General features: G+C 50.4%; 13 protein-coding genes. 12 read left to right on the top strand and 1 reads right to left on the bottom strand.

Annotated elements, in window-relative coordinates; translation table 11 throughout:
• The first annotated feature begins 7 nt into the window (after window positions 1-7).
• The 7 genes from LY264_RS15035 (at window position 8) to roxA (ending at window position 7,949) form a co-directional block, all read left to right on the top strand.
• Window positions 8-346, top strand: coding sequence for an RrF2 family transcriptional regulator (locus tag LY264_RS15035; RefSeq protein ID WP_224776500.1), 339 nt, complete (start codon window positions 8-10; stop codon window positions 344-346).
• 141 nt (window positions 347-487) lie between these two features.
• Window positions 488-2,959 carry a 3'-5' exonuclease gene (locus tag LY264_RS15040; protein ID WP_052946585.1) on the top strand — a complete coding sequence of 824 codons (2,472 nt, stop codon included), beginning with the start codon at window positions 488-490 and terminating at the stop codon, window positions 2,957-2,959.
• A gap of 66 nt (window positions 2,960-3,025) precedes the next feature.
• Window positions 3,026-3,241 (top strand): excisionase family protein, encoded by a 216-nt coding sequence (gene xisR / locus LY264_RS15045; RefSeq protein ID WP_032943036.1) that lies wholly within the window; start codon window positions 3,026-3,028, stop codon window positions 3,239-3,241.
• Window positions 3,241-4,527, top strand: coding sequence for a site-specific integrase (locus tag LY264_RS15050; protein WP_044700610.1), 1,287 nt, complete (start codon window positions 3,241-3,243; stop codon window positions 4,525-4,527). The genes xisR and LY264_RS15050 overlap by 1 nt, the downstream gene beginning before the upstream one ends.
• A gap of 73 nt (window positions 4,528-4,600) precedes the next feature.
• Window positions 4,601-5,272 (top strand): two-component system response regulator PhoP, encoded by a 672-nt coding sequence (phoP, locus tag LY264_RS15055; RefSeq protein WP_003846709.1) that lies wholly within the window; start codon window positions 4,601-4,603, stop codon window positions 5,270-5,272.
• Window positions 5,272-6,735, top strand: a complete 1,464-nt coding sequence (gene phoQ, locus LY264_RS15060) for a two-component system sensor histidine kinase PhoQ (protein WP_048226883.1) — start codon at window positions 5,272-5,274, stop codon at window positions 6,733-6,735. Before phoP ends, phoQ begins: the two co-directional genes overlap by 1 nt.
• 92 nt (window positions 6,736-6,827) lie before the next feature.
• Window positions 6,828-7,949 carry a [50S ribosomal protein L16]-arginine 3-hydroxylase gene (gene roxA, locus LY264_RS15065; protein WP_003030786.1) on the top strand — a complete coding sequence of 374 codons (1,122 nt, stop codon included), beginning with the start codon at window positions 6,828-6,830 and terminating at the stop codon, window positions 7,947-7,949.
• A gap of 102 nt (window positions 7,950-8,051) precedes the next feature.
• Here the strand turns inward: roxA and pepT are convergent, their stop codons facing one another.
• On the bottom strand, window positions 8,052-9,278 hold the full coding sequence (pepT, locus tag LY264_RS15070) for a peptidase T (protein ID WP_048226884.1): 1,227 nt from the start codon (window positions 9,276-9,278) through the stop codon (window positions 8,052-8,054).
• 250 nt (window positions 9,279-9,528) lie between these two features.
• Between pepT and potA the strand changes: the two genes are divergently transcribed.
• From potA to LY264_RS15095, 5 genes are all read left to right on the top strand, one after another.
• On the top strand, window positions 9,529-10,665 hold the full coding sequence (gene potA, locus LY264_RS15075; protein WP_003832287.1) for a spermidine/putrescine ABC transporter ATP-binding protein PotA: 1,137 nt from the start codon (window positions 9,529-9,531) through the stop codon (window positions 10,663-10,665).
• Entirely contained in the window at window positions 10,649-11,506 is an 858-nt protein-coding gene (gene potB / locus LY264_RS15080; RefSeq protein WP_008784439.1) for a spermidine/putrescine ABC transporter permease PotB, read from the top strand. The genes potA and potB overlap by 17 nt, the downstream gene beginning before the upstream one ends.
• Window positions 11,503-12,282, top strand: coding sequence for a spermidine/putrescine ABC transporter permease PotC (gene potC, locus LY264_RS15085; RefSeq protein ID WP_003030794.1), 780 nt, complete (start codon window positions 11,503-11,505; stop codon window positions 12,280-12,282). Before potB ends, potC begins: the two co-directional genes overlap by 4 nt.
• 27 nt (window positions 12,283-12,309) lie before the next feature.
• On the top strand, window positions 12,310-13,356 hold the full coding sequence (gene potD, locus LY264_RS15090) for a spermidine/putrescine ABC transporter substrate-binding protein PotD (protein WP_003030797.1): 1,047 nt from the start codon (window positions 12,310-12,312) through the stop codon (window positions 13,354-13,356).
• A 137-nt stretch (window positions 13,357-13,493) separates the two neighbouring features.
• Window positions 13,494-14,000, top strand: coding sequence for a methyltransferase family protein (locus LY264_RS15095; RefSeq protein ID WP_048226888.1), 507 nt, complete (start codon window positions 13,494-13,496; stop codon window positions 13,998-14,000).
• The last annotated feature ends 5 nt before the right edge of the window (window positions 14,001-14,005 follow it).

Raw genomic sequence — 14,005 nt, forward strand, 5'->3', positions numbered from 1 at the left:
AGTGACTATGGAATTTGGAATGAAACGTGTGGTGGCATCTGTTCAGGTGGTTGCCATCCTCAACAGGATTTACAACGGCAGCCCTGTTTCCGTCGCATCTATCAGTAAAGAATCAAAGCTGTCTGTGTCTTACCTCGAGCAGATTTTCTCGAAGCTGCGCAGAAGTGAAATCGTCACCAGCCAGCGTGGCGCTGGTGGCGGGTACCACCTTAGCAAAGCAAACCCCAGCGTGGCTGACGTCGTTCGCGCCGTTACTCACACGCCTGATTCATTTGAGCCCGTGCTGAATGCTCTGGAGTGGGTCCCCGTCGCACAGTTGGTGCAGGGAAAATCCCCTACCCCATAAAGCACAAAACCCGCGCAAGGCGGGTTAAGTACCCGGTCAGCCGACCAAAGCTTTCCGGAACGAGTTTTGACCAATAACCACTACCTTAGGCGGCGATCATCAGTTGCCGGGTATCTTACAATCCAATGGAGCCCGAACGCAATGTTAACGTATGCGTATCTTATTAAAGCCAAAGCGAAAGCAACTGAGGCAAAAAACCTGTTTTGCTGGTTCTCTGCGAAATCAGATTCCCGTGCAGAACGCGAAATCCTCAATATTCTCGAAGACAACGATATTGCCGTCGGTCGTGGCGCCGACTATCAATTACCTGTCCGCACCAACTGGTTTGTTGTTGACGATCTTCCTGAGGAAAGCACACTTGATGACACATGGTGCGATCGTTACGAACTGGCAGAAGATCAGCAAACGTGGCAACTGAAACAGAAGCCTGATCATGAGAATCAGGAGACTTCCTGCCAGCAAAAACCTGAAACTACCAGTGCCAATGTACCCACCAGCGATGCACCAACGTTGCTCCGCCCCATATCTCGCCTGCGCCTGTCTCAGCGACTGATTGCGCACCTGGTCAATGACACTGAAGAGAAGGAAATCAGTGAAGCGCAGCACATCCAGATCGGACAAATGGTACTGGACGAAAATGATCTCTATGTACAAAACCTGTTACTGGCCGTTGCGAATGTGCCGGCGGTGAAAGAGCTTTCTGCTCATGTTGAGTGGAAGCTGGCAAATGCAATAAAAGAAGTTTTTGACCGTGAGCAGGTCTATACCGTTGCTTCATTTGAGCAATTTATTACCGAGTGGATTGAAGAACCAGAAAAGCGGGATCTTATCGTTCAGGAGTGGGTTAATAATAAGAAAGCACGAGTTGCGGGTGATGAACATGACACTCCACCTGTAACGCCAGAGCTTATTACCGTTGCGACTCTGCCGCTACGCCAGCGCCTCTTAGCTCAGTTTATTTCTGAAGAATATGCTTACCATATTGATACTGAGCAGAAGAAAACTATTCAGGAACTCGAACTGGATGTGGATAACAGCTATGTGCAGAACCTGCTGCTTGCCGCCGAGAATGTAGAACCATTCAGGAAAGCGCCAGAGATCGATATCTGGAAGATTGTCAGCGCGCTGAAAACCGTTTTTCCGGTTGATGGAAAACGAGTTGAACTGGTCACCGTCATTCAGTTCTTTAAGGCCTGGTTCAACACTGAACACATTGACCGTGGGCTGCTGGTTAAAGAGTGGTGTAAGGGCAATCGTGTGTCGCAGATTCAGCGCACTGACTCCGGAACCAACGCTGGTGGAGGCAATAAGACCGATCGCAACCCGCAACTTGTCCACACGCTGGATACTCTGGACATTGATATTGCGCTGGCCACACTTCCAATGGATTTCAACATCTACGATATTCCTGGTGGCGTTTTCCGTCGTGCAAAAGAGATCATTTCTAAAAACGAAAGTCCGTTCAAAGAGTGGTCCGCCGCCCTGCGCAAACGCGCTGGCATCCTGGATTATTCCCGCGCAGCTATTTTCGCGCTTATTCGTAGTGCAGAAGAAAACACTCACCATTTCCCGGAACTGCTGAGCCGTTACATCAACAAAAACCTGACTGAAACCGACCACCAGCACCCAACTGAAGAAACCCTGGCGGCAGCCGGTCACGTACCAGAAAAAAGCTGGGAAAACGAGATTAAAGAGAAGTCCACAGCTGAACAGAAGGCAATAGCCGAGCAACCAGAAATCGCCAACATGGGCAACGGTGTTTTCTCCATTGATGGCCTGATGGGTAACCAGCCGGCGCCAGCGCTTTCTGTCGTAGACCAGGTACGCCAGCGCGCCGTCGAAGAAAAATTACATCAAGCCAATACCGAGGAAACCACCAACGATGTGCAGATGGAAAAAACTGACAACAGCGAAATCAAAGCCAATCCTGATGTGCCTCAGGGCGAAGCAGCAGCTTTGCCAGTTGAAAGCACTGATGCAACTGGTGAGCCTCAAGCGTCCCTGAATAATGAACCCGTTCACCATATAGATACGGATCACCTGAACGCTTTTTATACTCACCTGATGGTTGATTTGGAAACTATGGGCAGCGGTCCTGATGCACCAATAGTCTCTATCGGCGCCGTATATTTTGATCCTTCAACTGGTAACACTGGTGCCGAATTTTACCAGGTTGTCAGTCTTGAATCATCGATGTCGTTTGGCATGAAACCGGATGCGTCAACAATTCAGTGGTGGTTGAAACAATCATCTGAAGCCCGCTCTGCAATTCTGGTTGATGAGGCCATGGGGCTGCGTGAAACCCTTGAACTACTGGCTGACTTCATTGCTGAAAATGCTGCTAACGGTAGTCACACTGTTCAGCTGTGGGGTAATGGATGCTCGTTTGATAACGTCATTCTCCGCCGCGCATATGCATTAACAGAGACTCCCTTCGCTGTTCCGTTCTGGAATGACAGGGACGTAAGGACCATGGTTGAACTGGGTAAATCTGTCGGTATCAACCCGCGCTTCGACATCCCATTTGAAGGCGGCATGCACAATGCGCTTTCTGACGCCCGGCATCAGGTCAAATACGTATCTGCAATCTGGCAGCGCCTGACAAAAAACTGATTTTAGGTTTTCACTTACAGCCAGCTACAGCATGTACTGTTGTAGCTGGCGGCATCGGAGTTATGTATGTCGCAACTCATTTTCAGCGAAGAGTGGATGGTTGAAGCGCGACTAACAGAAAAGACCGGCTTGTCGGAAAGACAAATTAAAAGTTATCGGTTGAATTTGTGGATCGAAGGCGTGCATTTCAAACATCTGACAGCTCTCGGGGAAACTGACAATTCTAAAGGTCTGCTTTGGTACAACTATCCAAAGATTAACCAATTAGTACAGGATGCATGATGGACTTTCCAACCGGCGTTGAGCTGCATAATGGAAAAATACGGATCACATTTACCTATCGCGGCAAACGTTGCCGCGAAGTCCTTCGCGGCTGGACGGTGAACAGCAGCAACATCAAAAAAGCTGGAAATCTTCGTGCGCTCATAACAAGTGAAATACAGCTCGGTAAGTTCGACTATGCGGAACGTTTCCCGGAATCCAAAGCGCTTAAGAAGTTCATCACAACCAAAAAAATTACCACGTTTAAAGAACTAAGTGATTTTTTTACAGACACCAAAGCCTTAGAGGTATCTGGTGCAACACTGCTATCGCTTACTTCGGTCGTAAATACGTTACTGCGTGTAGTCGGAGAAAATACCCGTCTGGTAGATATTGAGCATGCCGATATTTTGCATTACCGAAAGGAGTTATTGACCGGGACAATTATTAACCCGGCAATGCCGAATCTGACCAGGCAGGGCCGCGCGCCCTCAACAGTCAATAAACAGATGGCAGTTTTATCAGAAATGCTTAAGCTCGCAAACCGAAGCCAGTTTATATTGCATGCTCCTTATGAAGGAGTGTCGCGACTCAAGTTATCTAAAAATGATCCCGACCCACTTTTACTTCATGAGTACCAGGCACTGATAGCCGCCCTTCCCCGTAGCCAGGCATTAATCATTATTGTTGCCGTACATACGGGGATGAGGCCGGGCGAGATATGCGCCCTGGCATGGGAAGACATTGATTTGGTAAAAGGTGAAATCCACGTATCCAGAAGTTTGACGAATAAGCGAGTATTTGTACCCCCTAAGACAGATGCCGGAATAAGGACGATAACGTTGCTTAAACCTGCTCTGGATGCACTGAAGGAACAATACGAAGTCACCGGCGCTAATCCGAAGCAAGAAATTCGATTTCACCATCGGGAGATCGGAAAAACTGAGCAGCAATCTCTTCGCTTCGTTTTTTCACCAACAGCATATTCGTCAAAAAAAGGCAGTTACTTCTCCAAGAACTCGATTGCCTATGGCTGGAAGCGAGGCACTAAACTTGCAAATATCCGCGAAAGGAATCCTTATCAGTCACGGCATACCTACGCATGCTGGACGTTGATGGCCGGAGCGAACCCGTCATTCATAGCGAGTCAGATGGGACATGAAGATGCGCGCATGGTGTACGAGGTTTACTCCAAGTGGATTGGCGACATGAACCAGGATCAGGTCAACATGCTGAACAATCAGATGCCAACGGCACTGCCCCCAGGGCGCCCCCACGGGCAGGGGAGCATGAGAAAAGTTATTTAATTTCATAGCGCTGCTTTCAATCCACATAATCAGCGTTAAACTATTCATACCATTATTTTAGGGAGAAACGATGATGCGCGTACTGGTTGTCGAGGATAATGCTTTATTACGCCACCACCTCAAGGTTCAGTTGCAGGATTTAGGGCATCAGGTGGATGATGCAGAAGATGCGAAGGAAGCGGACTATTATCTGAATGAACATCTGCCGGATATCGCGATCGTTGATTTAGGACTCCCCGATGAAGATGGTTTGTCGCTGATCCGCCGCTGGCGCAGTAATGAGGTTTCGCTGCCGATTCTGGTATTAACCGCACGCGAAGGCTGGCAGGACAAGGTGGAAGTCCTCAGCGCTGGCGCTGACGATTACGTCACCAAACCGTTTCACATCGAAGAAGTGGCTGCGCGCATGCAGGCACTGATGCGCCGCAACAGCGGTCTGGCATCGCAAATTATCTCCCTTCCGCCTTTTCAGGTGGACCTCTCTCGACGCGAGTTATCCGTCAATGATGAAGTTATCAAGCTCACTGCGTTTGAATACACCATTATGGAAACGCTCATCCGTAATAATGGCAAAGTGGTCAGTAAAGATTCGCTCATGCTGCAGCTTTACCCGGATGCCGAGCTGCGCGAAAGTCACACCATTGATGTTCTAATGGGACGTCTGCGTAAGAAAATTCAGGCGCAATATCCGGACGACGTCATCACCACCGTGCGTGGTCAGGGATATCTTTTTGAACTGCGCTAATGAATAAACTATTGCGTCATTTTTTCCCGCTATCGCTGCGGTTGCGCTTTTTACTGGCAACTGCGGGCGTGGTGTTGGTGCTCTCGCTGGCCTACGGCATGGTTGCTCTGGTGGGCTACAGCGTCAGCTTTGATAAGACAACGTTTCGCCTGCTGCGGGGTGAAAGTAATCTGTTTTATACCCTGGCAAAGTGGGAAAACGGCAAGATAAACGTCGAGTTGCCTGAAAATCTCGATATGCAAAGCCCAACAATGTCGCTGATCTATAACGAAAGCGGTGAGTTGTTGTGGGCTCAGCGCAATGTTCCCTGGCTGACGAAAAGTATCCAACCGGACTGGCTAAAAACGAACGGTTTTCATGAAATTGAAGCCAATGTAGACGCCACCAGCACTTTACTGGGCGAAGATCACTCCGCTCAGCAGCAGTTAAAAGAAGTCAGAGAAGATGATGACGACGCCGAAATGACCCACTCCGTGGCGGTGAACGTCTACCCCGCCACAGCCAGAATGCCGCAACTGACCATTGTGGTTGTCGACACCATTCCTATAGAGCTAAAGCGCTCGTATATGGTCTGGAGCTGGTTTATTTATGTCCTGGTCGCCAATCTGTTGCTGGTCATTCCGCTGTTATGGGCGGCCGCCTGGTGGAGCTTGCGGCCGATTGAGTCGCTGGCGCGTGAAGTCCGTGAGCTTGAGGAACATCATCGTGAGATGCTAAATCCCGCCACCACACGCGAATTGACCAGCCTGGTTCGTAATCTCAATCGACTTTTAAAAAGCGAACGTGAGCGCTACGATAAATACCGCACCACGTTAACCGATCTCACCCATAGCCTGAAAACGCCACTGGCGGTACTGCAAAGTACGTTGCGCTCAATGCGTAACGAAAAGATGAACGTCAGCGACGCAGAGCCTATCATGCTGGAACAAATCAGCCGTATTTCCCAACAGATAGGCTATTACCTGCATCGCGCCAGTATGCGTGGCAGCAGTGCCCTACTCAGCCGCGAGCTGCACCCGGTCGCGCCGTTGCTGGATAAGCTCATCTCGGCGCTGAATAAGGTGTATCAGCGTAAAGGGGTCAACATTAATCTCGATATCTCACCTGAGATCAGCTTTGTGGGCGAACAGAATGACTTTGTCGAGGTGTTGGGCAACGTCTTGGATAACGCCTGTAAATATTGTCTGGAGTTTGTCGAGATTTCGGCGCAACTGTCTGAGGATCAGCTGCATATTCTGGTTGAAGACGATGGTCCTGGTATTCCGCAAAGCAAACGGGAAGTGGTGTTTGACCGCGGACAGCGCGTAGATACACTACGTCCCGGACAAGGCGTCGGTCTGGCGGTGGCGCGAGAAATCACCGAACAGTATGACGGGCAGATTATTGCTGGTGATAGCCTGCTGGGTGGTGCGCGCATGGAAGTTATTTTTGGTCGCCAGCAGCCGGGCCAGAAAGACGAGTAATCGTCGCATGTAATAAATATGTACTGACTTCACGCTTGAGGTTAAGTATCCGTTATAATCGGTTGCAGATACCAGCCTGCGGGATGCTCACTATGGAATACCAACTCACACTTAATTGGCCCGATTTTCTTGAACGCCACTGGCAGAAACGCCCAGTGGTCTTAAAACGCGGGTTTAATAACTTTATTGATCCTCTTTCTCCTGACGAACTGGCTGGACTGGCAATGGAAAGCGAAGTCGACAGCCGACTCGTCAGCCATCAGGATGGTAAATGGCAGGTTAGCCACGGTCCCTTCGAAAGCTACGACCATCTTGGCGAGAACAACTGGTCTCTGCTGGTGCAGGCGGTCAACCACTGGCACGAACCTACCGCCGCGCTGATGCGCCCGTTCCGTGAATTACCGGACTGGCGTATCGACGATCTAATGATTTCTTTCTCTGTACCCGGCGGCGGCGTTGGCCCGCACCTGGATCAGTACGATGTATTTATCATTCAGGGAACCGGTCGTCGTCGCTGGCGCGTAGGCGAAAAGCTGCAGTTGAAGCAGCACTGCCCTCACCCGGATCTTCTTCAGGTCGACCCGTTCGAAGCCATCATTGATGAAGAGCTGGAACCCGGCGATATCCTGTACATTCCACCGGGATTCCCGCACGAAGGCTATGCGTTAGAAAACGCGATGAACTATTCGGTTGGTTTCCGCGCGCCAAACACTCGCGAGCTGATCAGCGGGTTCGCCGATTACGTTTTACAACGCGAACTGGGCAGCACCTATTACAGCGATCCGGACCTGCCACCGCGCGATCATCCGGCAGATGTTCTGCCGCAGGAGATGGATAAGCTGCGCGAAATGATGCTGGGCCTGATTAATCAGCCAGAACATTTCCAGCAGTGGTTTGGCGAATTTATCTCTCAGTCTCGTCATGAGCTGGATATTGCCCCGCCGGAGCCACCGTATCAGCCAGACGAAATTTATGATGCCCTGAAACAAGGTGATGTGTTAGTGCGTCTGGGCGGGTTGCGCGTATTGCGCATTGGCGATGACGTCTACGCTAACGGTGAGAAAATTGATTCGCCGCATCGTCCTGCGCTGGAAGCGCTGGCCAGTCATATTGTGCTGACGGCTGAGAACTTTGAGGATGCGCTGGAAGATCCTTCTTTCCTTGCCATGCTTGCCGCGCTGGTCAACAGCGGGTACTGGTTCTTCGAAGGGTAATGCGGACTGTGCCTGATACGACGCTATGCGTCTTATCAGGCCTACTGGAGTGAAATATTGTAGGCCGGATAAGCAAAGCGCCATCCGGCAACTACACATGCTTTATTTTTGTTTCGTGGCCAATTCAGCAATACGCACAATCACCTGCACCGCTTTTTCCATTCCTTCCAGGGTTACAAACTCATGCTTGCCATGATAGTTGTAGCCGCCGGTGAACAGATTCGGACACGGTAATCCCATAAATGACAGCTGTGCGCCGTCAGTGCCGCCACGGATCGGTTTCAGCACTGGCTCAATATCACAATCGCGCATCGCCTGCTGGGCGATATCCAGCACGTGCGGATGCTCAATCACTTTTTCGCGCATATTGTAGTAACTGTCTTCAATCACCAATTCGATATAACAGTCCGGGTGTAACCCTTTGCCGACCTTCTTGGCGATATCCATGATCTTACGTTTACGCGCTTCAAACTGCTTACGATCAAAATCACGAATAATGTAGTGCATATCCGCCCGATCGACCGTCCCTTTCATGCTCGCCAGATGATAAAAGCCTTCGTAGCCTTCCGTCTTTTCCGGGCTTTCATCTGCCGGAACCTCTGCATGAATACGCGCTGCCAGCGACAGCGCATTCACCATCACCCCTTTTGCGGTGCCGGGATGCACATTGTTGCCAACAATTTTGATATTAACCGACGCGGCGTTGAAGTTCTCAAACTCCAACTCACCTACGCCACCACCGTCAACGGTATAGGCCCACTGCGCATCAAATGCCGGAACATCAAAATGCTTCGCCCCTTTACCCACTTCTTCGTCCGGCGTAAAGGCCACGCGGATATCACCGTGCGGAATATTTTTTTGGATAAGCACAGCCAGTGCGGTCATGATTTCCGCCACGCCTGCTTTATCATCCGCGCCCAGCAACGTTTTACCGTCTGTGGTGATCAGCGTCTGACCCAGAAGTTGATGCAGCACCGGGAACATCACCGGCGATAAAACTTCATCACCAATGCCTAACGCAATATCGCCACCGCGATAGTTTTCAACGATTTGCGGATTGACATTTTTACCGCTGAAATCCGGTGAGGTATCCACATGGGAAATAAAGCCGATCGCAGAAATATTGCCAGCAACGTTCGCGGGTAACGTTGCCATCAGCGTGCCTTTTTCGCTCAGTGAAATATTAACCAGCCCCATCTCTTCGAGCTGTTGTTTGAGCAGTTGTAATAATTTCCACTGTCCTTCGGTGCTGGGTACCTGCCGCACGCCCGATTTTGATTGGGTGTCCAGCGACACGTAGTGTAAAAAACGCTCAAGTAGTTTATCCATGCAGTCACCCTCACTTTTTGTGACAACATTATCAATAAGCAACAAAAGACAAATATTGCGTCAGGTCACTTTTATCCCCGCAAGTGAGAATATTTCGCCCTGACATCCCCTCTGACTATAGGGCTAAGTCAGTAATTCGCAACAAGGATTGGCGATTACAATGGTTTGCCGTAGAATAACGGCCCTCATTAAGAGTCATCAAGGTGGTTAACCACAAACCCCGCATCGGTCAGCCATCCGTTGCGTTTACATGGGACAGAGTAAAAAATTGAATAAACAACCGCGTTCGCTTTCTCCACTGGTGCAATTAGCGGGAATTCGCAAAAGTTTCGATGGCAAAGAGGTGATTTCCAGCCTGGATTTGACCATCAATAATGGCGAGTTTCTTACGCTGCTTGGCCCCTCTGGCTGCGGTAAAACAACCGTTCTTCGCCTGATTGCCGGTCTGGAAACGGTTGATTCCGGTCATATTTTGTTGGACAACGAGGACATCACTCACGTTCCAGCGGAAAATCGCTACGTGAATACCGTCTTCCAAAGCTATGCGCTATTCCCCCACATGACTGTGTTTGAAAATGTGGCCTTTGGTTTGCGCATGCAAAAAACGCCCGCAGCCGACATTTCTCCCCGCGTTACCGAAGCCCTGCGCATGGTGCAACTGGAAGAGTTCGCCCAGAGAAAACCGCATCAACTTTCCGGCGGACAGCAGCAGCGCGTAGCGATTGCCCGAGCAGTGGTCAACAAACCCCGCTTACTCTTGTTAGATGAATCCCTCTCTGCGCTGGACTACAAACTGCGTAAGCAGATGCAGAATGAACTGAAAGCACTGCAGCGTAAGCTTGGTATCACTTTTGTCTTTGTCACACACGATCAGGAAGAAGCGCTAACCATGTCCGACCGCATCGTGGTGATGCGCGATGGTAAGATTGAGCAGGACGGTACGCCGCGCGAAATCTACGAAGAGCCAAAGAATCTGTTTGTCGCCGGGTTTATCGGCGAGATCAATATGTTTAACGCCACGGTGATTGAACGTCTGGATGAACAGCGTGTTCGTGCTAACGTTGAAGGCCGCGAGTGCAATATTTATGTCAACTTCGCGGTAGTTCCCGGACAAAAGCTGCACGTCCTGTTACGCCCTGAAGATTTGCGCGTTGATGAAATCAATGATGATAATCATATCGAAGGCCTGATCGGCTACGTGCGTGAACGCAACTACAAAGGCATGACGCTGGAGTCGGTTGTGGAACTGGAAAATGGCAAGATGGTGATGGTCAGTGAATTCTTCAACGAAGACGATCCTGACTTTGACCACTCGCTCGACCAGAAAATGGCAATTAACTGGGTAGAAAGCTGGGAGGTCGTACTGGCTGATGAAGAGCACAAGTAAATTCCAGAGTGTGGTGATCTTCACCATTGTCGGTTGGCTTGTGTTATTTGTCTTTCTGCCCAACCTGATGATCATCGGCACCAGCTTTTTGACCCGTGACGACGCCAATTTCGTCAAAATGGTCTTTACGCTGGAGAACTATACGCGTCTGCTCGATCCGCTCTATTTTGAGGTGCTGGTTCACTCCCTCAATATGGCGCTGATTGCCACGCTCGCCTGTCTGGTACTCGGCTACCCGTTTGCCTGGTTTTTGGTGAAACTGCCGGAAAAAGTACGCCCGCTACTGCTGTTCCTGCTGATTGTTCCGTTCTGGACCAATTCTCTGATTCGCATCTACGGACTCAAAATTTTCCTCAGTACCAAAGGCTATCTCAACGAGTTTCTGTTATGGCTCGGCGTTATCGATACCCCCATTCGCATTATGTTTACCCCCAGCGCGGTGATTATCGGGCTGGTATACATCCTGCTGCCGTTTATGGTGATGCCGCTCTATTCCAGCATTGAAAAGCTCGATAAACCGCTGCTGGAAGCCGCACGCGATTTAGGCGCCAGTAAGCTTCAGACCTTCACCCGCATTATTATTCCGTTGACGATGCCGGGGATTATCGCCGGATGCCTGCTGGTCATGCTGCCCGCAATGGGGCTGTTTTACGTTTCCGACTTAATGGGCGGAGCGAAAAACCTGCTGATTGGTAACGTAATTAAAGTTCAGTTCCTGAACATTCGCGACTGGCCGTTTGGCGCCGCCACCAGCATAACGCTGACTATCGTGATGGGGCTGATGCTGCTGGTCTACTGGCGCGCCTCCCGCCTGCTGAATAAGAGGGTAGAACTCGAATGATCGGTCGACTGCTTCGCGGCGGTTTTATGACCGCTATCTACGCGTATCTGTACATTCCAATCATTATTTTGATTGTGAACTCCTTTAACAGCTCGCGCTTTGGCATCAACTGGCAGGGTTTTACTACTAAATGGTACGGCCTGCTGATGAATAACGACAGCCTGTTGCAGGCGGCGCAGCACTCGCTGACGATGGCGGTGCTATCCGCCACGTTTGCCACCTTGATCGGCTCACTCACTGCGGTCGCGCTTTATCGTTACCGTTTTCGCGGTAAGCCGTTCGTCAGTGGCATGCTGTTCGTGGTGATGATGTCGCCGGATATTGTAATGGCAATATCTCTGCTGGTGCTGTTTATGCTGATCGGCATTCAACTGGGCTTCTGGTCGCTGCTGTTCTCGCATATCACTTTTTGTCTGCCTTTTGTGGTGGTGACGGTTTACTCTCGCCTGAAAGGTTTTGATGTCCGCATGCTTGAGGCGGCTAAAGATTTGGGTGCCAGCGAAGTAACTATTCTGCGCAAGATAATACTGCCACTGGCTATGCCTGCGGTGGCTGCGGGTTGGTTGCTGAGCTTTACGCTGTCGATGGATGATGTTGTTGTTTCATCTTTCGTCACCGGACCGGGTTATGAAATTTTGCCATTAAAAATCTACTCAATGGTTAAAGTCGGCGTATCACCTGAGGTGAACGCGCTGGCGACCATTTTGTTGGTTCTGTCGCTGGTTATGGTGATTGCCAGCCAGCTTATTGCACGTGATAAAACCAAGGGCCGCTGAGGCCCTTTATTCAGGGGACGTTAAATGATGAAAAAATGGTCACGCCACCTGCTCGCGGCGGGTGCTCTGGCACTGGGCATGAGCGCCGCTCACGCGAATGACAACAACACGCTCTATTTCTATAACTGGACCGAGTATGTCCCGCCAGGGCTGCTGGAACAGTTCACCAAAGAAACCGGCATTAAGGTTATCTATTCGACCTACGAGTCGAATGAAACCATGTACGCCAAGCTCAAAACCTATAAAGACGGCGCATACGATTTGGTGGTTCCGTCCACCTATTACGTCGATAAAATGCGTAAAGAAGGCATGATCCAGAAGATCGACAAGTCGACGTTGACCAACTTCCACAACCTCGATCCGGAAATGCTCAACAAGCCGTTTGACCCAAACAATGACTACTCCATCCCGTATATCTGGGGTGCAACGGCCATTGGCGTCAACAGCGATGCTATCGATCCGAAAACCGTCACCAGTTGGGCCGATCTGTGGAAGCCGGAGTACAAAGGCAGTCTGCTGTTAACGGATGATGCGCGAGAAGTGTTCCAGATGGCGCTGCGCAAGCTGGGATATTCCGGCAATACCACCGATCCCAAAGAGATTGAAGCCGCCTATAACGAGTTGAAGAAGCTGATGCCTAACGTTGCGGCATTTAACTCTGACAACCCGGCCAATCCGTATATGGAAGGCGAAGTCAATCTGGGAATGGTGTGGAACGGCTCCGCGTATGTTGCGCGTCAGGCGGGCACACCGTTGGAAGTGGTATGGCCGAAAGAAGGTGGCATTTTCTGGATGGACAGCCTGTCTATTCCGGCTAACGCGAAAAACAAAGAAGGTGCGCTGAAGCTGATTAACTTCCTGCTGCGCCCGGACGTCGCGAAAGAAGTCGCAGAAACTATCGGTTACCCGACGCCAAACCTGGCAGCACGCAAGCTGTTAAGTCCTGAGGTCGCGAACGACAAAACGCTCTACCCTGACGCGGAAACCATCAACAAAGGGGAATGGCAGAACGATGTCGGTTCCGCCAGCGCTATCTATGAAGAGTATTATCAGAAGCTGAAAGCAGGACGTTAATACTCGTGCAACCCGGCAGGCGTCGCTGCGCCGGGTTGCTACCTGCCAATCCCTACTTTTTACGCCTTTCGACTGATTCCCTCTCCCCAGTTTCTGGCTATGCTTACAGTATTCCAGGCCGGCTTCTGAGGCTTCCAATGACAACGCTCTGGCTGCTACTTGAGTTGGCTAATCTGATCGTATTTACGCTGGTGATTCTCCCGCGTAAGCAGCCGGTAAACGCTCGTCCTTTGCTACCTGTCATCGCAACCCACCTGCTACGGCTCACCTTTTTAATACCGATCCTGGTTTTTGGTTATAGCCTGTTTTTCAGTCATCAGATTGGCCCGGTGGAGTGGGGATGTCTGATTTTGGCGATCGTAGGTAACGCGCTGGTCATCAAAGGAAAATGGGATTTGGGGGAGAGCCACACGTGGACAGGCTACTATTTACCCCGTGCAAAAAGGGTCACGCGCGGCATTTTTGCCTGGATTGCGCACCCCATGTATACCGGAATTATTCTGGTGATTATCTCGTGCAGCCTGGTTTACATTACCCGACTACCCATATGGCTAAGCGCACTGGGGCTGATCTGTTGTTTTTACATCGTAGGATTTTTGATTATGGCGGCCCTGCGTGAGGACCGCCAGCTTGTACAGGCTTAAACAGT

Source organism: Citrobacter portucalensis, assembly GCF_023374935.1.
GTDB lineage: Bacteria > Pseudomonadota > Gammaproteobacteria > Enterobacterales > Enterobacteriaceae > Citrobacter > Citrobacter portucalensis.

Bases quoted from the DNA above. Each gene is read 5' to 3' on its own strand.
- LY264_RS15035 (WP_224776500.1), top strand. From the start codon at position 8: ATGGAATTTGGAATGAAACGTGTGGTGGCATCTGTTCAGGTGGTTGCC.
- LY264_RS15050 (WP_044700610.1), top strand. From the start codon at position 3,241: ATGGACTTTCCAACCGGCGTTGAGCTGCATAATGGAAAAATACGGATC.
- roxA (WP_003030786.1), top strand. From the start codon at position 6,828: ATGGAATACCAACTCACACTTAATTGGCCCGATTTTCTTGAACGCCAC.
- xisR (WP_032943036.1), top strand. From the start codon at position 3,026: ATGTCGCAACTCATTTTCAGCGAAGAGTGGATGGTTGAAGCGCGACTA.
- phoP (WP_003846709.1), top strand. From the start codon at position 4,601: ATGCGCGTACTGGTTGTCGAGGATAATGCTTTATTACGCCACCACCTC.
- potA (WP_003832287.1), top strand. From the start codon at position 9,529: ATGGGACAGAGTAAAAAATTGAATAAACAACCGCGTTCGCTTTCTCCA.
- pepT (WP_048226884.1), bottom strand. From the start codon at position 9,278: ATGGATAAACTACTTGAGCGTTTTTTACACTACGTGTCGCTGGACACC.
- potC (WP_003030794.1), top strand. From the start codon at position 11,503: ATGATCGGTCGACTGCTTCGCGGCGGTTTTATGACCGCTATCTACGCG.
- LY264_RS15095 (WP_048226888.1), top strand. From the start codon at position 13,494: ATGACAACGCTCTGGCTGCTACTTGAGTTGGCTAATCTGATCGTATTT.
- potB (WP_008784439.1), top strand. From the start codon at position 10,649: ATGAAGAGCACAAGTAAATTCCAGAGTGTGGTGATCTTCACCATTGTC.
- potD (WP_003030797.1), top strand. From the start codon at position 12,310: ATGAAAAAATGGTCACGCCACCTGCTCGCGGCGGGTGCTCTGGCACTG.
- LY264_RS15040 (WP_052946585.1), top strand. From the start codon at position 488: ATGTTAACGTATGCGTATCTTATTAAAGCCAAAGCGAAAGCAACTGAG.
- phoQ (WP_048226883.1), top strand. From the start codon at position 5,272: ATGAATAAACTATTGCGTCATTTTTTCCCGCTATCGCTGCGGTTGCGC.